General features: G+C 42.0%; 25 protein-coding genes and 1 pseudogene. 5 read left to right on the forward strand and 21 right to left on the reverse strand.

The window, feature by feature from the left end:
• Nucleotides 1-36: 36 nt before the first annotated feature.
• The 5 genes from thrB to yutH all read right to left on the reverse strand — a co-directional run bounded on the left by thrB (nt 37) and on the right by yutH (nt 5,422).
• Nucleotides 37-951, reverse strand: a complete 915-nt coding sequence (gene thrB, locus NST18_RS12450) for a homoserine kinase (RefSeq protein ID WP_004892349.1) — start codon at nt 949-951, stop codon at nt 37-39.
• Nucleotides 948-2,006: a threonine synthase gene (thrC, locus tag NST18_RS12455; RefSeq protein WP_004892352.1), complete on the reverse strand. Its 1,059-nt coding sequence runs from the start codon at nt 2,004-2,006 to the stop codon at nt 948-950. The genes thrB and thrC overlap by 4 nt, the downstream gene beginning before the upstream one ends.
• Nucleotides 2,006-3,307, reverse strand: a complete 1,302-nt coding sequence (locus NST18_RS12460; RefSeq protein ID WP_004892354.1) for a homoserine dehydrogenase — start codon at nt 3,305-3,307, stop codon at nt 2,006-2,008. Before NST18_RS12460 ends, thrC begins: the two co-directional genes overlap by 1 nt.
• A 163-nt stretch (nt 3,308-3,470) precedes the next feature.
• Complete coding sequence (locus NST18_RS12465) at nt 3,471-4,436, reverse strand: 2-hydroxyacid dehydrogenase (protein WP_004892357.1); 966 nt, start codon at nt 4,434-4,436, stop codon at nt 3,471-3,473.
• 47 nt (nt 4,437-4,483) lie between these two features.
• Entirely contained in the window at nt 4,484-5,422 is a 939-nt protein-coding gene (yutH, locus tag NST18_RS12470; RefSeq protein WP_035018912.1) for a spore coat putative kinase YutH, read from the reverse strand.
• 132 nt (nt 5,423-5,554) lie between these two features.
• Between yutH and NST18_RS12475 the strand changes: the two genes are divergently transcribed.
• Nucleotides 5,555-6,052, forward strand: coding sequence for a phosphatidylglycerophosphatase A family protein (locus tag NST18_RS12475; RefSeq protein ID WP_004892362.1), 498 nt, complete (start codon nt 5,555-5,557; stop codon nt 6,050-6,052).
• A gap of 97 nt (nt 6,053-6,149) precedes the next feature.
• On the opposite strand, the gene NST18_RS12480 is transcribed toward NST18_RS12475, so the two are convergent.
• From NST18_RS12480 to NST18_RS12490, 3 genes are all read right to left on the reverse strand, one after another.
• A complete protein-coding gene (locus tag NST18_RS12480) occupies nt 6,150-6,920 on the reverse strand; it encodes a TIGR01457 family HAD-type hydrolase (RefSeq protein ID WP_004892363.1) in 771 nt (256 codons plus the stop codon).
• A 92-nt stretch (nt 6,921-7,012) separates the two neighbouring features.
• On the reverse strand, nt 7,013-7,648 hold the full coding sequence (locus tag NST18_RS12485; protein ID WP_004892366.1) for a helix-turn-helix transcriptional regulator: 636 nt from the start codon (nt 7,646-7,648) through the stop codon (nt 7,013-7,015).
• A gap of 47 nt (nt 7,649-7,695) precedes the next feature.
• Nucleotides 7,696-8,136, reverse strand: coding sequence for a DUF86 domain-containing protein (locus NST18_RS12490; RefSeq protein WP_004892369.1), 441 nt, complete (start codon nt 8,134-8,136; stop codon nt 7,696-7,698).
• Nucleotides 8,137-8,249: 113 nt separating this feature from the next.
• Between NST18_RS12490 and NST18_RS12495 the strand changes: the two genes are divergently transcribed.
• Both NST18_RS12495 and NST18_RS12500 read left to right on the forward strand, forming a co-directional pair.
• Complete coding sequence (locus tag NST18_RS12495) at nt 8,250-8,516, forward strand: DUF3055 domain-containing protein (protein WP_035018914.1); 267 nt, start codon at nt 8,250-8,252, stop codon at nt 8,514-8,516.
• Nucleotides 8,517-8,553: 37 nt separating this feature from the next.
• Nucleotides 8,554-8,823: pseudogene (locus NST18_RS12500) on the forward strand (cytosolic protein); the annotation flags it as partial.
• Between the two features lie 427 nt (nt 8,824-9,250).
• Here the strand turns inward: NST18_RS12500 and NST18_RS12505 are convergent.
• Entirely contained in the window at nt 9,251-9,526 is a 276-nt protein-coding gene (locus NST18_RS12505; protein WP_004892381.1) for a YutD family protein, read from the reverse strand.
• Nucleotides 9,527-9,637: 111 nt separating this feature from the next.
• On the opposite strand from NST18_RS12505, the gene NST18_RS12510 reads away from it, so the two are divergent.
• The gene (locus tag NST18_RS12510) at nt 9,638-10,270 is read left to right on the forward strand and encodes a YhcN/YlaJ family sporulation lipoprotein (RefSeq protein ID WP_004892383.1); all 633 of its coding nucleotides are present in this window, start codon (nt 9,638-9,640) and stop codon (nt 10,268-10,270) included.
• 46 nt (nt 10,271-10,316) lie between these two features.
• Here NST18_RS12510 and lipA read toward each other — a convergent pair whose 3' ends face one another.
• Nucleotides 10,317-11,201: a lipoyl synthase gene (lipA, locus tag NST18_RS12515; RefSeq protein ID WP_064213863.1), complete on the reverse strand. Its 885-nt coding sequence runs from the start codon at nt 11,199-11,201 to the stop codon at nt 10,317-10,319.
• Between the two features lie 155 nt (nt 11,202-11,356).
• Here lipA and NST18_RS12520 point away from each other — a divergent pair, with 155 nt between their 5' ends.
• Entirely contained in the window at nt 11,357-12,328 is a 972-nt protein-coding gene (locus NST18_RS12520; RefSeq protein WP_004892387.1) for a M23 family metallopeptidase, read from the forward strand.
• Between the two features lie 110 nt (nt 12,329-12,438).
• Here the strand turns inward: NST18_RS12520 and yunB are convergent, their stop codons facing one another.
• From yunB to NST18_RS12575, 11 genes are all read right to left on the reverse strand, one after another.
• Nucleotides 12,439-13,185, reverse strand: coding sequence for a sporulation protein YunB (gene yunB / locus NST18_RS12525; protein ID WP_004892389.1), 747 nt, complete (start codon nt 13,183-13,185; stop codon nt 12,439-12,441).
• A 51-nt stretch (nt 13,186-13,236) separates the two neighbouring features.
• A complete protein-coding gene (locus tag NST18_RS12530; protein WP_004892392.1) occupies nt 13,237-13,539 on the reverse strand; it encodes a YunC family protein in 303 nt (100 codons plus the stop codon).
• 53 nt (nt 13,540-13,592) lie between these two features.
• Nucleotides 13,593-14,984, reverse strand: coding sequence for a bifunctional metallophosphatase/5'-nucleotidase (locus NST18_RS12535; RefSeq protein ID WP_035019272.1), 1,392 nt, complete (start codon nt 14,982-14,984; stop codon nt 13,593-13,595).
• A gap of 22 nt (nt 14,985-15,006) precedes the next feature.
• Complete coding sequence (locus NST18_RS12540) at nt 15,007-15,825, reverse strand: sulfite exporter TauE/SafE family protein (protein ID WP_004892397.1); 819 nt, start codon at nt 15,823-15,825, stop codon at nt 15,007-15,009.
• Between the two features lie 12 nt (nt 15,826-15,837).
• On the reverse strand, nt 15,838-16,686 hold the full coding sequence (locus tag NST18_RS12545; RefSeq protein WP_035018916.1) for a DUF72 domain-containing protein: 849 nt from the start codon (nt 16,684-16,686) through the stop codon (nt 15,838-15,840).
• A 79-nt stretch (nt 16,687-16,765) separates the two neighbouring features.
• Nucleotides 16,766-18,163, reverse strand: a complete 1,398-nt coding sequence (gene sufB / locus NST18_RS12550) for a Fe-S cluster assembly protein SufB (protein ID WP_004892400.1) — start codon at nt 18,161-18,163, stop codon at nt 16,766-16,768.
• A 23-nt stretch (nt 18,164-18,186) separates the two neighbouring features.
• Complete coding sequence (gene sufU / locus NST18_RS12555) at nt 18,187-18,627, reverse strand: Fe-S cluster assembly sulfur transfer protein SufU (protein WP_004892402.1); 441 nt, start codon at nt 18,625-18,627, stop codon at nt 18,187-18,189.
• Nucleotides 18,617-19,837, reverse strand: coding sequence for a cysteine desulfurase (locus NST18_RS12560; RefSeq protein WP_004892404.1), 1,221 nt, complete (start codon nt 19,835-19,837; stop codon nt 18,617-18,619). Before NST18_RS12560 ends, sufU begins: the two co-directional genes overlap by 11 nt.
• Nucleotides 19,837-21,141 carry a Fe-S cluster assembly protein SufD gene (gene sufD, locus NST18_RS12565; RefSeq protein ID WP_004892407.1) on the reverse strand — a complete coding sequence of 435 codons (1,305 nt, stop codon included), beginning with the start codon at nt 21,139-21,141 and terminating at the stop codon, nt 19,837-19,839. Before sufD ends, NST18_RS12560 begins: the two co-directional genes overlap by 1 nt.
• Nucleotides 21,142-21,156: 15 nt before the next feature.
• Nucleotides 21,157-21,936, reverse strand: coding sequence for a Fe-S cluster assembly ATPase SufC (sufC, locus tag NST18_RS12570; protein ID WP_004892408.1), 780 nt, complete (start codon nt 21,934-21,936; stop codon nt 21,157-21,159).
• A gap of 329 nt (nt 21,937-22,265) precedes the next feature.
• Entirely contained in the window at nt 22,266-23,090 is an 825-nt protein-coding gene (locus NST18_RS12575) for a MetQ/NlpA family ABC transporter substrate-binding protein (RefSeq protein WP_004892412.1), read from the reverse strand.
• Nucleotides 23,091-23,093 lie beyond the last annotated feature (3 nt).

Consider the following 23,093-nt stretch of genomic DNA (forward strand, 5'->3'; position numbering starts at 1 on the left):
CAAAAAGGGTGTCCAAAAAATGATTGGGCACCCTTTTCATTTCTCTAACGCCATTTTATATACAGAGCTACCTGTCTCCTCTACTGACAACATCCGAACATCGCTATACGGAAACGCCACTTTCAACGCATGATATACTTTCTCTCCTTGCCCTCGTTCCGCAAAACATAGCACCGTCGGACCAGCACCACTTAATGCGACACCGAATGCTCCACTCCGCTTCGCCACGACACGCACTCGTTTCAATTCAGGTACGAGACGCTCCCGATATGGCTGGTGAAAAAGATCCGCATCCATCATCTCACCTGCCAGTGACCAGTTTTGTGTAAGCAATGCGGCAACGAGCACATTTCCAACCGCACTCGCCTCTACTGCCTGCGCACGTGTGAACTCACTCGGAAGAACGGTACGAGATTTTTTCGTCTCCAGTTCATACGTCGGAATGACCGCAATGAGATCTATCGGGATGTGCGGTACGTGCACAACATGCGTACGTTCTTTTACATAGCTACCAATTACTAACCCCCCATACAAAGAGGCGCCAACATTATCAGGATGCCCTTCGTATACACTCGCTATCCTCATTTTCTCTTCTTGCGACAAACGGAGACGTCCAATTTCATTTGCCAACTCAATAGCCGCCACAATCGCCGCAGCACTGCTACCAAGTCCACGAGTAAACGGAATATTGCTTGAGACAAATACATGACAAGGCGGCAACGTTACACCATACTCGCCTGCTAATTTACTTGCTACTTGATAAATTAGATTACTTTCATCGGTTGGAATGCTTTTTACTTCATCTGTTTTTGGGATAAATCCCCACGATTCTGCACGCACGACTTCCAATGTTAAATGTAACGATACCGCTAATCCGATCGAGTCAAAGCCAGGACCGAGGTTGGCTGTGCTTCCTGGAACGACAATTTTTAACATCTCCCCATCATTCATTGAAGAACAGCTCCTTGAATATGCGCAAACACCGCTTCCTCATCATTCGGCAAGACGATCGGGTGAACTTTCATCGCTTCCATCGCTACATTCGGATCTTTCAATCCGTTTCCAGTTAGCACCGCAACAATACGGCTGCCTTTTTTAATTTCACCACTTGCCACTTGCTTCATCACACCAGCTATCGATGCACACGAAGCAGGCTCTGCAAAAATTCCTTCTTCGCGCGCAAGCAAACGGTACGCCTCCAAAATTTGTTCATCTGTTACCTCATCGATTTTTCCACCTGATTCGTTGGCAGCTTGAACAGCGTATTCCCAACTAGCTGGATTACCAATGCGAATCGCTGTCGCAATCGTTTCAGGATTTTCGATCACTTTATTACGTACAATCGCTGCCGCCCCTTCCGCTTCAAATCCGCGCATTTCTGGTAATTTTGTGCCATGCTTTTCATGAAATTGCTTAAACCCTTTCCAATAAGCTGTAATATTTCCTGCATTTCCAACTGGTATAGCAAGAATATCTGGCGCCTCCCCGAGTTGTTCGCAAATTTCAAAAGCGGCTGTTTTTTGTCCTTCGATCCGATACGGGTTTACTGAATTAACGAGCGTAACCGGAGCCATCTCACTCAAACGGCGTACCATTTTTAATGCATGATCGAAATTTCCTTGAATTGCAACAATTTCCGCTCCATACATAACCGCTTGTGCCAACTTCCCAAGCGCAATTTTCCCATCAGGAATGACGATGATGCAACGCATATTCGCCCTCGCAGCATACGCCGCAGCAGCAGCGGACGTGTTACCTGTCGAAGCACAAATGATCGTATCGCTTCCTTCTTCCTTTGCCTTAGCGACAGCCATCACCATTCCGCGATCTTTAAACGATCCTGTTGGGTTTGCCCCCTCTGTTTTAACGTATAATTCCACACCGAGTTTTTCTGATAAGTGAACAAGCGGAATAAGTGGCGTATTTCCTTCATTTAACGATAACAGCGGCGTTTGATCGGTCACTGGCAAATAGTCACGATAATGATGTAACAACCCTTTCCACATTACAATGCACCTTCCCCTTCTACGCGATACGAGCTTTTCACTTTTTCGACGACTTCTAAATCACGCAATTGCTGCAATACATCACGATAATCTTTTAAGGACGCTTGATGTGTAACGAGTACAATTTCAGCTAAATCTTTTTGTTTTAAAGGAAGTTGTAAAATTTTCTCGAAACTTACTCCCCGTTCTGAAAAGAGCGATGTAATTTTCGCAAACGCTCCCACTTGATCTTTCACATGAATGCGTAAAAAATATTTCGAGTATATTTCGCTATCGTCTTTTAACTGCTTATCGTATTGCGGAGTAACTGCACTTCTTCCATTCACCCCAAGACGCATATTTTTCATGACGGCAACTAAATCGGACACAACAGACGTTGCTGTCGGCAAACTTCCTGCCCCCGGACCGTAAAACATCGTCTCTCCGACCGCTTCTCCATAAACGTAAACTGCATTATATTCATCGTTTACAGACGCAAGTGGATGCGTCTCTGGCAACAACGTCGGTTGTACACTCACTTCAACTTTATCGCCGTCTCGATGGGCAATACCGATTAATTTCATTGTATAACCGAGTCGTTTGCTATAGTTTAAATCTTCTTCCGTAATCCCAGTAATCCCTTTTACGTACACATCTTGTAAATCAATATTCATCGAAAAGCCAAGCCGAGCTAAAATTGCCATTTTCCGTGCTGCATCTAATCCTTCCACATCTGACGTCGGATCTGCTTCCGCATAACCAAGCGCTTGCGCCTCCGCTAATACTTCTTCATACGGCCGATTAAATTTGCTCATTTTTGTTAAAATGTAATTTGTCGTTCCGTTGACAATCCCCATCATTTTCGTAATACGGTCAGAAGCTAATCCGTCCACAAGGCTGCGTAAAATTGGAATGCCTCCTGCTACACTTGCTTCATAAAATAAGTCACAACCGTACTCAGACGCAATGGAGAGCAACTCTGTACCGTATAATGCCATTAAATCTTTATTCGCTGTAACGACATGCTTTCCATTTTTTAATGCTTGTAATATATATTGGCGCGTTTCTTCAATGCCTCCCATGACTTCAATGACAACATCAATGTCCGGGTCGTTAATCACTTCTTCTACATGTGTTGTTAATACCGCCTCCGGCAAAGCGACATCTCGCTTTTTATCGCGGTCGCGAACGGCAACCTTTTTAATTTCTACAGGGCAACCGACTTGATGCATCAATTTATCTTGATGGTTTTCAATGATTTTGACAACACCACTACCAACCGTTCCTAATCCTAATAATCCGACTGACACGCTTTTTACCATCTTCCCCACCTCTTGTTTTCCTGTAGTGAACATTTGTTTTTATATAGTAGACATTATAGGACATCTCCGCTTCATTTACAATCCTTATTTTCACTATCGTATCATATGAAAACGTTTTATGTTTAAAAATTTTCTAAAAAAATAAAAAAAGAGCCTATTGGCTCTAACGCACAGGTGTATATGGTTCTTTTCCTTCTAAGACGGCCATCACATTGCGGCAACATACATGCATCATTGCATATCTCGTTTCTTTCGTCGCACTTCCTATGTGGGGGAGTGCAACAACATTTGGTAGTTGCAGAAGCGGATGATCAGAACGAATCGGCTCTTGTGCGAACACATCTAACCCTGCTCCGGCAATGCGTCGATGAATTAACGCATCATATAGCGCCTCTTCATCAACGATCGCCCCGCGTCCTGCATTAATAAAAATGGCTGATGATTTCATTTTCGCAAACGCGGCACGATTAAACAATTGATACGTTTCATTCGTTAAAGGAGTTAAACAGACGACAAAATCAGATCGCCTCAGCAATTCATCAAACGAACAATACGTCGCATCAAGCGTCTTTTCTGCCTCAATATTTCGTGAACGATTATAGTATAACACGCGCATATAAAACCCTTTCGCTCGATGCGCAACAGCTTGCCCGATTTTCCCCATACCGACAATTCCAATCGTTTTATGGTGAACATCTGTCCCGGCAAGTAACAGCGGGCTCCAACTTTTCCATTTCCTTCCTTTAACAAACTCGGCTGCTTCAATTAATCGTCTCGCTGTTGCTAGCAGTAAAGCAAATGTTAAATCCGCTGTCGTTTCTGTTAACACATCGGGCGTGTTACAAACGATAACTCCATATGTTTTCGCTGCCTCTACGTCGATATTGTCGTAGCCGACCGCCACATTTGCCACCACGCGAAGCTTCGGACTTTGCTTCAACAGCTCCTCATCAATGCGATCAGATAGCATTGTAATTAACGCTTCCGCCCTGCTTGCTTCTTGAAGCAATATGTCGCGTGGAACAACAAGATGCTCATGTGGCCACATGTTTACATCATATTTGTCACATAACGGAGCAACAATATCGTCCGGTAATTTTCTTGTAATAAACACATACGGTCTTCCCATCTTTTTAACCCCTTTCGCACATTGTCCTCCGTTTTATTGTAGCACATTTATAACCAGTCAAGACGAGGAATGGAAACAGTAGTCATGTCATGAAAATGGCGAAGTTTTTGTTCATACATATCACTCTCTTCAAACACTTGTCTCAATTGCTGTTCATAGCCTTGTCTTATGTCTCCTGCTGTTCCGTAATAGTTTTCAATTGCTTGAAAATAATGAAGCGGGAATAGTAAGCGAGCATAAATCATCCGCCAAGAAAAGCGACTAAGTGTTTGCACCCGTTCATACGTCCGTAAAAAATGCGTAATCGTTCCGTCTACTTGTTTCATAAGCCATTGCTTTCTTATCCATTCTGCTATATCGCGACCTGCATGATCACACACCCAATCCGTCGGTATTTTCCCCATCTCCCATGCTTCAGGCGCAAATTGTTCATGACAAATGGTTCGCATATCGCTACGCATTGGAACTTCATCTAATTGGGTATCTACGACATACTGAATCGCATTTTCGGCTAAGCCTAAGTAATACGGAAATGTCTCAATAAACAATTCGTCCATTTCATTTTTTTCAGACGATCTCACTTGCCATTGCCAAAACTGTTCTAATTGATCAATGCGTTGCCCCCATAGCTCGTTCCATTGACCGAATCGGTTTCTTGTGGAAACATCATACGGATATGTGCGCCCGCGCTGATGAAATAATGCCATCTGTTGTGCTAAATCGTCTGTTTCATTTCGCTTTCCCATCTTCCATACACTCACTCGCATCCCTTGCAACTGCCCAACAAATCGACCTGTCTTCGTCGGAAGCAACGTTGCAATCGTTTCATCACCTTGTGCTCGCATATACATCGCCATATAATACAACTGCTGTATGTCGCTTTCTCTCTCATTCGTCGGTATCGCAACATATATGTCATTTCCACTTCGAACGAGAAGACGATCATTTTTTGTTTCCATATGATCGACACGAAAATAATAATCCATGCACATCCCTCCTTCTTTCATGTATATGTTTAAAAAATACGTATAAACTTCATATGAGAGAGGAAATAAACGCACGTTTCATAAAAAAACACATACATTGTAAAAAACAAAAAATGAAATAGGTGAAGTTGGATGGAGGAAAAGAAAATAGGAAAAATGGAGCAAATTGCACGACAATGGCTTGCAGATCGCGGGGTAACCATCGAACATATTGCGGAACTCGTTTATTATTTACAATCTAAATATCATCCTGACTTACAAATGGACGAATGTATTCATAACGTCAATCGAGTCATCGCAAAACGCGAAGTGCAAAATGCGCTATTTACCGGCATTCAGCTCGATATTTTAGCGGAAAAAGGATTGTTGGAAGAACCTCTTCAATCGTTTATCGCAAAAGACGAAGGACTGTATGGCGTCGATGAAATTTTAGCTCTGTCCATCGTTAACGTATATGGTTCCATTGGTTTTACGAATTACGGTTACATCGATAAACAAAAACCGGGTATTTTAAAACAATTAAATGATAAATCTTCAGGTTACTGTCATACATTTTTAGATGATATCGTTGGAGCGATTGCTGCTGCCGCTTCAAGTCGTTTAGCACATCGCGCCGCCCACGTTGAATAAACGATTGTTTTTCCTTCAGCGATAGCCAATATAAACTGTAATACTAAAAAAGCAAGGCTAACCCCGAGACGCATTTGCGTTTTAGGGTTAGCCTCTTTCATATACGTTCCATCCATTCCTTTAACGAATCGACGACATATGTCGGTTGTCGGTCATACGTTTGTAACATTTCTTTCGTCGTCACGCCTGTATGAACGAGGAGCGTATCTATTCCGGCATTCATTCCCGCCATAATATCTGTATCATAGTTATCCCCGATCATTAACGTTTCTTCTTTTGGCACACCGAGCACGTCAAGCGCCTGTTCCATAATAATTTTTTCTGGCTTCCCAATAAAAATCGGTTTCGTCTGTGTCGATACAGCGACAACAGATGTAAGTGAACCGTTTCCTGGTAACAGTCCACGCTCTGTCGGAATCGCGATGTCTCCATTTGTCGAAATAAACATCGCTCCGTTGCGAACAGCTAAGCAAGCGATCGCTAATTTTTCATAATTAATGCTGCGATCAATGCCCATTACAACAACTTCTGCATCTTCATTCGCAAATGTAAACCCTTTTTCTTCAAGCGCTCGACGAATGCCATCTTCTCCAATCACATACACAGAAGCATTCGGCTTCTTTTCATAAATGTAATTGGCCGTTGCTTGACTTGTTGTAAATACTTGCTCTTTCGTTGCAGGGATGCCAAAATTCCGTAGCTTTTCAGCTACTTGTTCTGGCGTGCGTGAAGAATTATTCGTGACAAACAAATACGGAATACCCTTTTCATGAAGACGATGCACAAACGCACACGCCTCTTCAATTCGTTCGGTCCCGCGATACATCGTACCATCTAAATCAATTAAATATCCTTTATACGTTTTCACTTTTGCCACTCCTTTTGACAACTTGCACGTTCAAACTTTAACGCAAAACAACTATTTTTGTCAAAAAGGGAGCAGCAACTGTCAACGATTGTTCATTTTTTTCGCTTAATATGGTAACGACACGCATCATCCCCATCAGCTAAACATGTTTTTGGCACAATGTCCGCCTCGTGAATAAGCATCTCAAACAACTTTCGTTCGCACTCACAAGCAATCGGATACGCTTGGGCAACCTCTGCAATCGGACAGTTATGTTCCACTAACTCGAATGAACCGTCATCGTACTGTAACAACTCTGACATATATCCGTGCTCATTTTGTACCGCCACAAGTTCTTTTATTTTTTCATCAAACGATTTATCACCAAATTGTTGTTCGTATAGTTTTCTCATTCGCTCTTGTCGATTTTGAAACAAATCTGCTACAATTTGTTTCCCGCCCATCTGTTCTAAATCAGCTAAAAAATCAAGCATCGTTTGTTGATAATGACGCGGGAAACGCTGATGTCCTTTTGCGCTCAACTCATATACGTTCGTCGGCCTTCCCATCGGCTGACGAACAAGCGTCGATTCAATCAATTCTTCACGCTCTAATGCACTTAAATGACGGCGGACAGCCATTTCTGTAATTTGCAATTGTTCCGCCATTTCACCGACAGTCAACCGTTTCTGCACTTTTAACATTTTTAAAATTTGCTCTTTTGTAGAAGAGGTTTTTTTTCGCATCATGTTTCACCCTCTTCCATTTTAAACGATTTTCCCTATACGCACAATTTTTAAACATTTTCGTTTAAAAAGGCAGACACTGGGCCTAGTTCATCATGTAAGTATGTGCGAATAGCATGCGGAAAAGAATGAAGAACATGCTTATGACGTTGCAACACTTCCAACAATTCGTCATGCGGCACATCGATGTATTGTTGAACGAGCTTTTTACGGAAATGAATGATTTGTTTTAGCGCTTCTCCATCTTCAGCTGAAAGGACACGTTCATCGACTAAAATATCAATAATGTCCTCATAACTCCCTGGATCGCGCATAATAAAACCATCAATCATGGCATTTCCTACATCAATAATAGATTCAATAATGACATGTGCAATGCGCTCAAGCGCGAGTTTCTCGATCGGTGTATGAAACGGTTGTTCCACATAACGAACGATTTGCTCCATATATTGCAATGTTTTTTCGATTTTTTGACGATCAACAAAATACATCATCCATCTTCCCCTCAGTGTTTTATTTTATTGTATCATAGCGCTTTCTTTTACACATCTATCAGAAATTTGTTAAGATGAAGAAGCAAACAAAAACATACGGAGGTTTGAATATGGAGCGTTTCTTTTTATATGATGACACAGTCGATACGAAAACACGTTTTGTTAGCTTCGTTGGAAAAAATGAACGGTTTGATTTAGCGATCGTCCAAACAGACCGTTTTTATGGGAAAGTGCTTGTCCTTGATTTACAAAGTAACCGGTTTGCCATTATCGGTTCAGACGACTTACAAGAACCAGGATATATTGAACATGCATACAATATCAATGAAGAGGAAGCAAACGAATTACGAAACTTTTTACATGAAATCGTCGGTTAAAGGATACGCTATGTAAAAAACGAAAGGAAGCGTTCATATGACCGATGAAACATATCATGATTTTTCAACGGTAGAAGCAAGAAAAAATTTTCTCGTTCCAGAGACATTGCCTGAAGGTCCATATGGCGCGCCGCGTGGTGAACATGAGCCGGTACAAAATAAAAGTACCCCGTGGCAAGAAGGACAGCGATATTATAGTGCATTTAATTACGAGTACAAATCGCTTCATCAAAATATTCCACGCCAAGATCCAGGGGCACATCCCGTTCATGACGATCCAGACGAGAACGGACAACAACCATATTCATCCTATTTCGCGCAGGAGACTCCCACTTCAACGACCAAAGGGAGTAAGTGGGAGAGGAATGCGCGTTCCCCCTTTCTTTTGTGTATGATATAATAAAGGCGTGGAGAAAACCGTTCAATAAAGGCACTCCAATAACTGCTACTCGATGTATGGAGTTGGTTACAGGAAACGTTGTAACCGTAAAACATCGAGCGTAGGTCCGTCTGTTGTGTGTGGAAGCCAAGTACTGCCAACAGACACACCGAGAGAATCGGTAACGATGCAGGCATGACCTGCGTCGTTGGGTAGTCGTCAACCTGCCCCTGATGCAACCCCAAGTCAAGGAAGGAGGAAGAAGTCCGTTTGCACTTCTGGGGAGTTGCAAGCCCTCACTTCAAGCGTTAGCTAAGTGGGGGTAGTTGACAAAAAATAGGTCAGGTGTTCTGACCTATTTTTTCACTTTCCGCAACACAAAATATGCACATCCAAAATTACAATATTCAAACAAATATTCCGATAACGTACTTATTTTCGTATCATATGTCGCCTTTTGATTATGGTCATCAAAAAAGCCTCGCAAACGAAGTTGGTTATATCCCCAATCACCGACAATGTAGTCATATTTATTTAAAATGTCTGTGTAGCGAGCACGAAACGCTTCTTCATTGAACCCGTTACGCACATTTTCCACGAGCTCGTAACATGTATTATGAACGCAAATCATAGTTCTCACCTCTTCTTCCCATTTCTATCATAAAACATGTCTTTCTCCCAGGCAATCACCGTTATGATCCTTTCCATAAAGCGAATAATAAAAAAGAAGGGGGGAGTTACTTTGCGTAATACATGGTTATGGACAGGGATTAGCACTATCGTTTTATTATCTGGCTGTGCTCAAATGAATGAATCCACATCTTTGTATGAAAAAAGCGGAACCACCATTAACGTCCGTTCACGAAACGATTTATATAACGAACATGGCGTAAAAAATGGGATGGATTCACGGTTAACTAATTTCGGTTACGTCCGTCATCAAAAAAGTCCTATTCCAGGGGACACGACACAATATGCGACCATTCCAGTATTAAACCGTGAAAACGTTGCGGACTTAATTAGCAAATTATGTACACAGCTTCCGAACGTTTATGACGTTGGAACGCTCGTCACAGACGATACAGTGTTCGTCGTTTACAAAACAGATAGTACAAATCGCTTTGAAACAGCCGATCAAGTGAAAAAAACAGCGATTTCTGTCGTTCCACGTTATTATCACGTATATGTTTCAGACAATCCGCGCATGTTTCAAGATATTGAGCGCTTCGGACGTTTAGACGCTAATAGCCGAAATATCGATCAAATTTTACAACAGACAATTAAAGAAATGCTTAAATCACCACAAGGAAGAAAAGTAAGTAGCGGGGAAAACGAAAATGGCGTGCAACGCGAAGAAATGAACATGATGCAATAAGAAAAAAGGATGTCCCGCTCAAATGAAGTGGGACATCCTTCATCATTCACTCCGCCGCCTTTGCTGATTGTACTTGTTCATCCGCATGATAAGAAGAGCGAACGAGCGGACCGGACTCACAATGGCTAAATCCTTTCGCTAGTGCAATCTCTTTTAATTCCATAAACTCATGCGGATGATAATATTTCTCCACTTTCAAATGTTTTTTCGTTGGTTGTAAATATTGTCCAATCGTTAAAATGTTGACTCCTACGGCTCGTAAATCGTCCATAGCTTCTAAAATTTCTTCTTTTGTTTCACCAAGTCCAACCATTAAACTAGATTTCGTTGGAATGTCCGGCTGCATTTCTTTTGCACGGCGTAAAAATTCGAGCGAACGTTCATACGTGGCACGCGCACGCACACGTGGAGTAAGGCGACGAACCGTCTCAATATTATGGTTCAAAATATCTGGCCGCGCGTCCATTAACGTTTTTAAGTTTTCATACACGCCACCCATGTCAGACGGCAATACTTCGATCGTCGTCAATGGATTTTTACGACGAATGGCGCGAACTGTCTCCGCAAATACAGCTGCCCCACCATCTTTTAAATCATCGCGCGCTACAGCAGTCACAACGACATGTTTTAAATTCATTAGACGAACGGATTCAGCAACACGCTCTGGTTCTTGCCAGTCTAACTCAGTAGGCAATCCTGTTTTGACGGCACAAAAGCGGCAAGCACGCGTACATACGTCCCCTAAAATCATAAACGTTGCTGTTCGACGAACCGCCCAACATTCATGAATATTTGGGCAACGTGCTTCTTCGCATACAGTATGCAACTGTTTTTCACGCATCATTTTTTTTAAGCCTGTATAATGTTCGTTCGTATTTAACTTTATTTTTAACCATTCTGGTTTGCGAAGGTGCTGTTCTTTTGTTGACATGTTTTTCACGCTCCACTCGTTAATGTACATTACCCATTATACGAGTTATTGCCTTACAATACAAAACAGTTTGTTTTTCCAACATTTTTTATTTATGAAAACAGTCGATTACCCCAAACTAATGATATGAACTTCGGAGAAAGGAGCAAGAGTGCGTGAGAACATTATGGTGCATCATCTTTCTTCTTTTCGTGCCGTTTCAAGCATTTGCAGCTGCACCAAATGATTTATATGACAAGCGAATGGAACTTTATAAAAAGGCCGAAGCGATTTCTTTCATTCCATGGTACTATTTCGCCGCTGTTGATCAATATGAACGAAGTGTTCGCCAAGCACGTAGAGATCTACCGAAACCAACAGGAGTAATTAGCATTTATATTCCCCCGGAACGCTGGGCGGGTCCACTCAACAAAAATCAAGAAGATCAAAACCCGTTTACCATTAGCCAATTCGGTGGCATAGGGATAGATGGAAATGGAGACGGTATCGCTGATCGGACAAACGATGAAGACGTATTATTTGCATTCGCTCGCTTTTTACGATCATATGGCACGGATCATACGCATATAAAAATGGCGCTATGGGATTATTATGAGCGAAACAAAACCGTCGATATCATTTTAGGAAAAGTGAAGCTATATAAACATTTTGGGACAATACAACTCGATCAATATGCCTTCCCAATTCCGCGCCGCTTTGAATATAGCTATCGGAGTACATGGGGAGATGCACGCGGGTGGGGAGGGCGCCGCATTCATGAAGGAACAGACATTTTTGCTCACTATGGCACGCCGGTTCGTTCTACATGTTATGGCATCGTTGAATTAAAAGGTTGGAACAAATACGGTGGTTGGCGCATCGGTATTCGTGACATCAACAATACGTACCACTACTTTGCACATTTAAACGGATTCGCCAACAATTTAGAAGAAGGATCTATTGTGGAACCTGGCATGCTCATCGGTTCAGTCGGAAGCTCTGGTTATGGGCCACCCGGAACGTCAGGTAAGTTTCCACCTCATCTTCATTATGGGATGTATAAAGATAATGGCTATACAGAATGGTCGTTCGATCCATATCCTTATTTAAAACAGTGGGAAAGACAAGAACGAATGAAAAAAAGATGAGGCATTTTGCCCCATCTTTTTTTTATGACTGACGGCTTTTCTTTACTGCATGAGCGATACCCTCTAAATCATAGCTATACCGATCATCATGTACATTTTAATTGCTTTCATTATTTAACAGGAATTTGAATCGACGTATTTCCTTCCCCTCCCTGATTGTAAAATTGCGGAACTTCGCCTTGAATAATTTGGATAGCGACAGGAATGTCGTTTTGAATCGTTGCTGTTTTTGTTGCAAATGGAATAATAATTTGCACGTTCACTTCGATATGAATTGCTATTTCTATTAAAGCATTGTTAATTCCAAATGGACGAATATTTTTGTTGACATCCGAATGAACGTCCCCAATGACGTAAAAGCGAACCGGTATACGCGGACCTAAATTCCCTAATAAGACGTTGTTTGTTGCTTGTCCGAGCGGGATATAATAAATAATCCCTTTTTCCATTTCCGTTTCAACTTGCACGTCTGGAAACTCAAGCGCGGATAGTTTTCCTTCCGATGCTGCTTTTAAATTTCGCTGTACGCGGTTTGTCGTTTTTGCTAATACACGATTGACTACTGTTGCATTAAAGTCAATAGCCGAAATTTTTCCTTGCCCATCTTTTTCAATTTTAATAAAGTTTTCGACGTTGAAATCGTCCTCAGCAATTTGTTGACTAATCGCATTGTTTATCACTAAGTTCGCTAGGCGGCGCGTTTCTTTCTCGGCGATCGCCATAAGCGTCGGTTCAATCCCTCTATTAATGAACCAAAGGCTCGCAACAGTCGAAACAATAAAAAAAACGAACGTGATTAAAAAAATATAACGGACGGGTAGCGGTTTTCTTCTTTTGCGCAATTGTTGATACAACAAAAATCCCCCCTCTCACGCTATATGTATGCGATCAAGCAGGGGATTATTATTTTATTTCATGAGAAGCAAAGCGTCTTTTCCTTTCATTCCACGTGAGATCCCTAATTGTTCAGCCGCAAAAGTGACAGACTCAAGCGGTGCTTCTAACAGTTGGTCAATTGTTCGCACCCCTACCGCCCTTCCTGCGACAATACCGCGATCACGCAATTTTTCGTTTAACAGCGCTACATCTAACGCCCCGCACATAATGTATCCTTTATCATTTGCAACAGCTAATAACGTTGTTTTAGGCAACTGAACAGAAATCGCTGTAAACGGTTCTCCGTTAATCCATAACGGTTTTACCTCAATCATATGTTCACGCTCCTTTCCTTTATTCAATGTATGAATAAAGGAACGAAGGGTGCCTACGATTGATACATGTTTTTTAGCTTCCACGCAAGCACATCACGCAACATTTCTGGCATATAATATTGTTTTTTCGCCCGATATATTTCTGGATATAAATGTCCGAACGTAAACATATCAATTGTCGCCACCGCATACGTTTTTTGCTCATCGATTGGCTGATCATGAATAAAAATGCGGCGCACATGTGCTTGACCATCTATCAGTTGTTCTTTTTCAACAGTAATGCGGTCATACACCATTTGTCCCATTACTTCTCCACGAAATCCAAATCCTTTCAGACGTAACTGTTTCATTTGTTCAGTTTCCGCTTGTAAAATGACTTCTTTTAACTCGCTCCCTCGCAAATATACTTTGCATGGATTAATCGGATGTGGACAAATGCGGTGAATGTCTCCTTTCGTCACAACACCTTTTTCGAGAGAAGACAGTAGCACCCCGGCATTCACCATCGCTACATCGCCCTCACACCATTCATTTAACGCTTGCGCAAGAATGGTTGCCAATGGAGACGGGGCAAACCAATCAATATGTAGCGTCTCTGGCAATTGTACAATCGGCTGAGCCAACGCACGAGCAGATTGTGCAATCATATCATTTAATTTTTGTTTTGTTTCTTCGCATTCATATTCTAACGCTTCCGTATGTTGTACATGCGCCTTCATATCTACTTTTCGACTTTTTTGATCGATCGTCAACGTGACATGCCCAACATAATGACCGAATTTCCCCGCTCCACAGAGCAACGTTTCATTCACCCATTTTCCTTGCTCAAATACATGATGGGTATGACCACCTAAAATCGCTGTCAATTGTGGGAACATTTCTGCCATTTTTTCGTCATCATTTACGCCTAAGTGAGATAATAAAACGATCGCATCCACTTTTTCCGAAAGCTCTTCCACAAGCTGAGCGACCGTCTCAAATGGATCCGCAACACGCCATCCAAGCAGCTCATAAAACGTCTGAAACGGAACGGTCACCCCAATGAACGCCACGCGAACACACCCGAACGTCATGATAACATACGGCTTCATCCAATGTGGGCGCTCTCCGTTTTCATAAAAAACGTTCGCAACAATCACAGGGAATTTAGCATGTGCATATAACGTATCGAGCTGTTTATGACTCAGTGTAATTCCTTCATTATTTCCAATTGTGACCGCATCGTATGCTGCATCGTTTAAAAGGGTGATATTAGCTTTTCCATCCGACGCTTCTGTCAATGGATGAAATCGATCAATAAAGTCACCAATATCGAGCAAAACCATATGTTCATTTTGTTTTTTATGCTCGCTTCTTTTTTTTCGTAAATAATGCACTACTTTTGGCCAATGTTCAAAATGGCTATGCACATCGTTTGTATGATAAATATGTATCGTCTCTTTCAATGTTTGCAACACACCTTTCCCTTTACCAGCCAAGTCCTTGCACGATTAAACGAACCCCAAGTAAAATGAGTACGATCCGCAATAGCGTCACAACTGTTTTTCCTTTTAGTCTCCGATTAAGCCATGCGCCACATTTTGCACCGACCCATACGCCCGGAATAAGCGAAAGCGCAAACGCCCATGCAACATTTCCTATAAACACATGAGTTAGTGAACTAACAATGGATGATAAAAAAACGATAAACATCGATGTAGCAACGGCTACGTGGGGAGGAAACAAAAACAATAACATCATCGCAGGCACCATGAGCGAACCGCCACCAATGCCAAAAAACCCGCCGACAAAGCCAACAATAAACGCAATGAGCGTAGCGATGAACGGATTATAGCCATATGTCACTTCCTCTCCTTCGTTCGTGACATATGTGCGCATAATAGGAAACGTTCGTGTTGCACGCGGTGAAAAACGCGATTGAAACATAAGCAAAAATGAAACAGCAATTAAAAACAGTCCAAAGTAAAGCGAAAAATGTTGCATATGCACATGTTGATTTACCCATGCACCAAGCATTGCCCCCGGTCCACTACCGATGAAAAAAAACAAGCCGCTTTTATAGTCCACCATTTTATGCTTCATATATGTTAAAGTCGACGACAATCCATTAAAAATAATGACGACAAGCGATGTACCAACCGCCATTTGTGGTGAAATCGCTGGCAATACATGTGCGGTGCTTAAAAAAAGAAGCGCGGGAACGATAATGACCCCTCCCCCTAAACCGACAAGACTGCCGATCGTTCCTGCTAAAAAACCGACCACTAAAAGGAGTATATATTCCATTTTCATCCCCCATTACGAAAACAAATCTAATTGCCGTGGCGCTAAGTCCGTATACTCAATACTTAACATCTGCAAGAGCTGTTTTGCATTATGGGCGGCATCACCGCCCGAATTGTTGTTAAACAACACGTAAATATGTTCACATTTCGTTTGTAACAGACGAATATGTTTTACCCATTCTTGTAACTCTTGCTCGTTGTATCGATATAAATAACGAACGGCACGCCAATTTTCGTCATCTCGTTTATTCCAACCAGCTACGTTGCGTCCGTGTAGACGAATGAGCGTTTTATTTGGATCTGTTGGATGCAAAACAGTCGGTACCGATCCTTCCCCCGCTTGCGGTTCATCGCAAATGCTATGGATCCAGCGCTCTTCTTCCATAAAACGCAACGTCTTTTCGTAAAACGGAGGGGAAAACCAAGATTGATGACGAAATTCAAGTGCCACAGGAACATTCCCCATTCGTTCCCGACACCAACGTAAATAATGGACATGCTTTTTTTGGCAGTCAAACCACGGTGGAAATTGAAACAACACCATCGCAAGCTTATTTGCTTGCTGAAACGGCTCAATGGATTGCAAAAATGCTGTAAACATCTCCTCTTTGCTCGCATACGGAATATCTCCACGTTGATGACCCGTCATCCCTTGATACGCTTTAACGATAAATTGAAAACATTCCGGCGTTTCCATCGTCCATTTTTCAACGTTTTGACGCGGCTGAATCGCATAAAAATACGCATCGACCTCGACAGTTGGAAAATGGGCCGCATATGCTGTTAACTTATCTTTTGCGGCAAGACGTGACGGATATAGACGATCGTGGTCGCCCCATCCCGTTAATCCGACATAAATCATATTCATCACCTACATTTATCTTACCATAACATACAAAAAAAGCCGATGACCTGCATCACGCAGATCATCAGCTCGTTTATTACCCAATACTACCTTCCATTTCAAACTTAATGAGTCGGTTCATTTCAACGGCGTATTCCATCGGCAATTCTCTCGTAAACGGCTCAATAAAGCCCATAACGATCATTTCTGTCGCTTCTTGTTCAGAGATGCCGCGGCTCATTAAATAAAATAGTTGTTCTTCTGATACTTTCGACACTTTTGCTTCATGCTCAAGCGAAATGTTGTCGTTTAAAATTTCGTTGTATGGAATCGTATCAGATGTCGATTGATTATCCATAATGAGCGTGTCACACTCAATATTTGAACGAGAACCGTCCGCTTTCCGTCCGAAATGAACGATACCGCGATATGTGACTTTTCCACCTTGTTTCGAAATCGATTTTGAGACGATCGTTGATGACGTATTTGGCGCTAAATGAATCATTTTCGCGCCAGCATCTTGATGTTGCCCTTTGCCAGCAATCGCAATCGAAAGCGTCAAGCCACGCGCGCCTTCTCCTTTTAAAATGACAGCTGGGTATTTCATCGTTAATTTTGAACCGATATTTCCATCGATCCATTCCATCGTCGCATTTTCTTCGCAAACTGCACGTTTTGTCACGAGGTTGAAGACGTTGTTTGCCCAGTTTTGAATCGTTGTATAACGGCAATACGCGCCCTTTTTCACGATAATTTCAACGACGGCGCTATGAAGCGAGTTTGTCGTATAGACAGGCGCCGTACAGCCTTCAACGTAATGAACGTGTGCCCCTTCGTCGACGATAATTAACGTCCGCTCAAATTGGCCCATATTTTCCGAGTTAATTCGGAAATACGCTTGCAACGGCGTATCAACTTTTACACCTTTTGGTACGTAAATGAATGAACCACCAGACCAAACAGCGGAGTTGAGCGCTGCAAATTTATTATCTGTCGGCGGAACAACTTTTGCCCAATGCTGGCGAAATAAATCTTCATTTTCTTTTAACGCCGAGTCTGTATCTTTAAAAATGACCCCTAATTTCTCTAGATCTTCTTTCATGTTATGGTATACAACTTCCGACTCGTATTGCGCCGATACCCCAGCTAAATATTTTTGTTCTGCTTCTGGAATACCGAGCTTATCGAACGTTGCTTTAATTTCTTCCGGCACCTCATCCCAAGAACGACCGGATTTTTCCGATGGTTTGACGTAATAAGTAATTTCATCGAAATCTAAACTTGATAAATCGCCGCCCCATTGTGGCATCGGCATGCTGTAAAAAATGTCTAACGCTTTTAAGCGGAAGTCGAGCATCCACTTTGGTTCATTTTTCATTCGCGAAATTTCTTCTACAATTTCGCGCGTTAAGCCGCGCTCAGCACGGAATACAGATACGTCTTTATCGGCGAAACCGTACTTATATTCACCGATTTCTGGCATTTTTTTCGCCATCTCTTTCGCCTCCTTTTTTATGACTAGCCTTGTTGCTCATGCAATCCTTTTTCCATCGCTTTCCACGCTAATGTAGCGCATTTAATGCGGGCAGGGAATTTTGATACGCCTTGAAGTGCTTCAATATCGCCTAAATCAATTGAGTCGTCATAATCTTTTCCTTGCATCATGTCTGAAAAAATCGTTGATAGCTTAAGCGCTTCTTCAATTGTTTTTCCCTTGATCGCCTCTGTCATCATCGATGCAGAGGACATCGAAATAGAACAACCTTCTCCTTCAAACTTCGCATCGACAATTTTCCTATCTTCTACTTTTAATGTTAAGTGAATGCGATCACCACACGTCGGGTTGTTCATGTTTATATCGACGTGCTCCCCTTCTAACACACCACGATTTCTCGGGTTTTTATAATGATCCATAATAACTTGTCGATACAACGTATCTAAATGGCTATTAAAAGACATAGCTGAAATACTCCTTCGTTTTCTTTAATGCTGAAACGAGTGCATCAATTTCTTCTTCGGTATTGTATAAATAAAAGCTTGCACGTGCAGTTGCCGTCACGTTTAACCACTTCATAAGTGGTTGCGCACAATGGTGACCAGCACGAACAGCAATACCTTCCGCATCTAAGACGGTCGCAACATCGTGCGGATGCACACCGTCAATATTAAATGTCACAAGCCCTGCGCGCGCTTTCGGGCCGTAAATCGTCAATCCGTCAATCGTCGCAAGCTGTTCGAGCGCATATTGCGCTAAACGATGTTCATGCTCAGCGATATGATCTAACCCGACTTGCTCAAGAAAATCAATCGCCGCTCCTAAGCCAATCGCTCCTGCGATAATTGGTGTACCACCCTCAAATTTCCACGGAAGCTCTTTCCACGTTGACTCGTACAACCCAACAAAATCAATCATTTCGCCACCAAATTCAACAGGCTCCATTTGCTCAAGCAAATGTTTTTTGCCATATAACACACCGATACCTGTCGGCCCGCACATTTTATGTCCCGAAAACGCATAAAAATCGCAGTCAATATCTTGCACATCTACTTTCATATGCGGCGTGCTTTGTGCCCCGTCAACAACAACGACGGCACCGTTCTTATGGGCAATTTGCGCAATTTCTTTTACAGGATTGATCGTACCTAGGACGTTCGATACGTACATGATCGCAACAATTTTCGTGTTTGGCGTGACTGTTTGTTCCACATCTTCTAACCGGATCGTGCCGTCTGGTTGAAGCGGAATGTATTTTAACGTTGCCCCTGTTTGTTTAGCAACTTGTTGCCATGGGATGATATTGCTATGATGCTCCATATACGTAATAACGATTTCATCGCCTTCGCGCACGTTTGCGCGACCGTAACTTGCCGCCACTAAGTTAATGGCCGTTGTCGTCCCGCGCGTAAAAATAATTTCTTCCGTCGAAGCGGCACCGATGAAGCGGCGCACTTTTTCACGCGCCCCTTCATATGCGTCAGTTGCCTTCGTCCCGAGCGTATGCACGCCACGATGAACGTTTGAATTATATTGTCGATAATAATTGTCAATCGCCTCAATGACCGGCAACGGTTTTTGCGACGTTGCTGCACTGTCTAAATAAACGAGCGGTTTGCCGTTTACTTGTTGATCTAAAATCGGGAATAGTTGACGAAGTTCTTTTACGTTCATCATTTAACTTTCCTTTCGATCACTTCAATTAATTGTTTTTTCACACGCTCAATCGGAATTTCATTGACGACTGGTGCTAAAAAGCCATGAATAATTAATCGTTCCGCTTCCGTTTTCGGAATACCGCGGCTCATTAAATAATATAGTTGCGTCGGATCGACACGGCCGACCGATGCCGCATGGCCTGCTGTCACATCATCTTCATCAATTAACAAAATCGGGTTTGCATCGCCGCGCGCTTTCGGGCTTAACATAAGCACACGCGACTCTTGCTCTGCGTTTGATTTTGATGCCCCGTGCTCAATTTTACCAATCCCGTTAAAAATGGATGTCGCTTCATCTTTGACTACGCCATGTTTTAAAATGTATCCTTCCGTATGCTTGCCGTAATGAATAACACTTGTCGTAAAGTTTTGGACTTGCTCACCGCGACTCACAACAACTGTCTTTGTATCACCAAAAGACCCATCGCCGATCAAGCGCGTAATGTTTTCTGAAATTGTATTTCCGTCGTTCATTAAACCGAGCGCCCATTCAATGCGCGCATGGCGGCCTGTAATTCCACGACGGTTCACATATGTCGTCGTTCCTTTAGCTAAACTGTCCACAGCGCCAAAAAATACTTGCGCATCGTCTAATGCAAACACTTCAGCAATGATGTTCACGATCGCTTCGGAACGTTCACGTGTTGAAATATAGTTTTCAACATACGTCACTTTGCTACCGACGTCCGCAACGATAATGACATGGTTAAATAACGCTTCCGCTTTTTCATGTACATATACCGCTTGCAATGGCACATCGACTTGGACATGCTTTGGTACGTATACAAACACCCCGCCGTTCACAAGCGCTGCATGAAGCGCTGTCAGACGATGTTCATTTACTTTGACGCCGTCCATAAAATATTTTTGCACAAGCTCACCATGTTCGCGGACAGCTGTCGCTAAGTCGGTGAAAATAACACCTTTTTCTTTTAGTTCATCTGCAAGCGATACGTATGCACATGTATGATCGCGTTGCACATATACATTTTTTTGTTCCTCATCGATATCAATAAGCACTTTCACTTCTTCTGGCAACTCTTCTAACGACGAAAGCGGTGCGCTTTCAACGAGATGAGTAGAAAATTGTGTAAAGTTCCAACGATCAATTTTTGTTTTATCTGGCTTCGGTAAAGGAAGTTGTTCCGCTTGCGCAAGAGCTTGTAAGCGAACGTTTAAAAGCCAGTCCGGTTCTCCACGCCCTTCAGAAAAAGAGCGCACATACTGTTGGTCGAATGGTAGTTTCGTCTCGATCATCATAAATCCTCCTAACGCTTACGCTTCTTGCTCAACGACTTCATCTTCAATGCCTAATTCTTTTTTAATCCAGTCGTATCCTTCAGCTTCAAGACGTTGTGCTAATTCTGGACCACCAGATTTCACGATGCGTCCTTGCATCATAACATGCACGTAATCTGGCGTAATGTAGTTTAATAAACGCTGATAGTGCGTAATGATTAAACAGCCAAAGTCGCTATTACGCATTTCGTTTACACCTTTTGCAACAACTTTTAATGCGTCAATGTCAAGGCCTGAGTCAATTTCATCTAAAATAGCAATTTTCGGTTGTAACATCATTAATTGTAAAATTTCGTTTCTCTTTTTCTCTCCACCTGAAAATCCTTCGTTTAAATAACGATGCGCCATATCTGGATTCATTTCTAAAAACGCCATTTTTTCGTCTAATTGGCGAATGAATTTCATTAATGAAATTTCGTTTCCTTCTCCACGACGTGCGTTAATAGCAGAACGAAGGAAATCCGCATTTGTTACACCGCTAATTTCGCTCGGATATTGCATCGCTAAAAATAGCCCAGCACGAGCGCGCTCATCTACTTCCATTTCTAATACATCTTGCCCATCTAATGTAATGCTTCCTTTTGTTACTTCATATTTTGGATGCCCCATAATGGCAGCGGATAACGTCGATTTCCCTGTTCCGTTCGGCCCCATGATCGCATGGAACTCGCCACCTTTAATTTCAAGGTTAACCCCTTTTAAAATTTCTTTTCCATCAATTGCAACGTGAAGATCTTTAATCGTTAATGTTGCCATAAAAAAATACCTCCAGTTTCGCTTATGTTCATGAAACGTAATTCTCACTTTATTCTCATTACAATTTTATAACAGATGAAAAGTATTAGCAACCTTATTGCAAGCATTTTGATACTTTTCTGTTTCTAAAGTTGGTTTAATTTATCACGTATGTAAAAAAGGATAGGAGAGCCCTATCCTTTTAATGCACGTGAGTAAACGCGTTAAACGCTCGTCCAACATGAGGCATGTGTTGCGTAAACCTTGTTCTATCGACATATGTACTCCTCCTTCCTTTTTATCATGCGTCGTTTTCGAGAAAATATAAAAGGACGCCCGAATGGGCATCCTTATTTCGTTGCTGGAATAACAGCACCGTTATATTTTTGTAAAATGAAGTCTTGAATTTCCTTTGATTGCAACACTTCAACAAGCGTTTGAATTTCTTTACGTTTTTCGTCACCTTTACGAACCGCGATAATGTTCACGTATGGGTTGTTTTCTGGCGATTCAACCGCAATCGGATCTTTTGCTGGATCTAATCCGGCATCTAACGCATAGTTTGCGTTAATTAATACCGCATCTCCTTCATCATTTTTATACACTTGCGGAAGCAATCCTGCTTCGATATCTGCTTCAAATACTAAATTTTTCGGATTTTCAACAATGTCATCAATTGTTGCTTTCGTCTTATCGACACCATCTTTTAATTTAATTAGTCCTTTTTCTTCAAGCATCGATAAAATACGACCGTGATCAGCAACAGAGTTACTCATAATGATTTTTGCACCGTTTGGTAGCTCTTCAAGGCTTTTATATTTTTTAGAGTATACACCGATTGGTTCAATATGAATACCGCCAGCATTTACAAAGTCATAGCCATGTTCTTTCATTTGTGCTTCTAAATAAGGAATGTGTTGGAAATAGTTTGCATCTAACTCTTTATCTGCTAATGCTTTGTTTGGTAATACGAAATCTTGGAATGTAACAATTTCTAATTCAATACCCTTTTCTTTTAAAATCGGTTTTGCTTTTTCTAAAATTTCGGCATGTGGCACGTTTGATGCACCAACGACAAGCTTATTCGTCTTTTCTTCGGCACTTTCGCTTTTTCCGCAAGCAGCGAGCGCTAATACAACAACTGCAGCAACAAGTAAAGAGAACCATTTTTTCATTTG

It is taken from the genome of Anoxybacillus sp. FSL W8-0104 (genome assembly GCF_038004465.1).
In the GTDB taxonomy this organism is placed as follows: Bacteria; Bacillota; Bacilli; order Bacillales; family Anoxybacillaceae; genus Anoxybacillus; species Anoxybacillus flavithermus_G.

Bases quoted from the DNA above. Each gene is read 5' to 3' on its own strand.
- thrB (WP_004892349.1), bottom strand. From the start codon at position 951: ATGAATGATGGGGAGATGTTAAAAATTGTCGTTCCAGGAAGCACAGCC.
- thrC (WP_004892352.1), bottom strand. From the start codon at position 2,006: ATGTGGAAAGGGTTGTTACATCATTATCGTGACTATTTGCCAGTGACC.
- NST18_RS12460 (WP_004892354.1), bottom strand. From the start codon at position 3,307: ATGGTAAAAAGCGTGTCAGTCGGATTATTAGGATTAGGAACGGTTGGT.
- NST18_RS12465 (WP_004892357.1), bottom strand. From the start codon at position 4,436: ATGGGAAGACCGTATGTGTTTATTACAAGAAAATTACCGGACGATATT.
- yutH (WP_035018912.1), bottom strand. From the start codon at position 5,422: ATGGATTATTATTTTCGTGTCGATCATATGGAAACAAAAAATGATCGT.
- NST18_RS12475 (WP_004892362.1), top strand. From the start codon at position 5,555: ATGGAGGAAAAGAAAATAGGAAAAATGGAGCAAATTGCACGACAATGG.
- NST18_RS12485 (WP_004892366.1), bottom strand. From the start codon at position 7,648: ATGATGCGAAAAAAAACCTCTTCTACAAAAGAGCAAATTTTAAAAATG.
- NST18_RS12490 (WP_004892369.1), bottom strand. From the start codon at position 8,136: ATGTATTTTGTTGATCGTCAAAAAATCGAAAAAACATTGCAATATATG.
- NST18_RS12495 (WP_035018914.1), top strand. From the start codon at position 8,250: ATGGAGCGTTTCTTTTTATATGATGACACAGTCGATACGAAAACACGT.
- NST18_RS12505 (WP_004892381.1), bottom strand. From the start codon at position 9,526: ATGATTTGCGTTCATAATACATGTTACGAGCTCGTGGAAAATGTGCGT.
- lipA (WP_064213863.1), bottom strand. From the start codon at position 11,201: ATGTCAACAAAAGAACAGCACCTTCGCAAACCAGAATGGTTAAAAATA.
- NST18_RS12530 (WP_004892392.1), bottom strand. From the start codon at position 13,539: ATGATTGAGGTAAAACCGTTATGGATTAACGGAGAACCGTTTACAGCG.
- NST18_RS12540 (WP_004892397.1), bottom strand. From the start codon at position 15,825: ATGGAATATATACTCCTTTTAGTGGTCGGTTTTTTAGCAGGAACGATC.
- NST18_RS12545 (WP_035018916.1), bottom strand. From the start codon at position 16,686: ATGATTTATGTCGGATTAACGGGATGGGGCGACCACGATCGTCTATAT.
- sufB (WP_004892400.1), bottom strand. From the start codon at position 18,163: ATGGCGAAAAAAATGCCAGAAATCGGTGAATATAAGTACGGTTTCGCC.
- sufU (WP_004892402.1), bottom strand. From the start codon at position 18,627: ATGTCTTTTAATAGCCATTTAGATACGTTGTATCGACAAGTTATTATG.
- NST18_RS12560 (WP_004892404.1), bottom strand. From the start codon at position 19,837: ATGAACGTAAAAGAACTTCGTCAACTATTCCCGATTTTAGATCAACAA.
- sufD (WP_004892407.1), bottom strand. From the start codon at position 21,141: ATGATGATCGAGACGAAACTACCATTCGACCAACAGTATGTGCGCTCT.
- sufC (WP_004892408.1), bottom strand. From the start codon at position 21,936: ATGGCAACATTAACGATTAAAGATCTTCACGTTGCAATTGATGGAAAA.
- NST18_RS12575 (WP_004892412.1), bottom strand. From the start codon at position 23,090: ATGAAAAAATGGTTCTCTTTACTTGTTGCTGCAGTTGTTGTATTAGCG.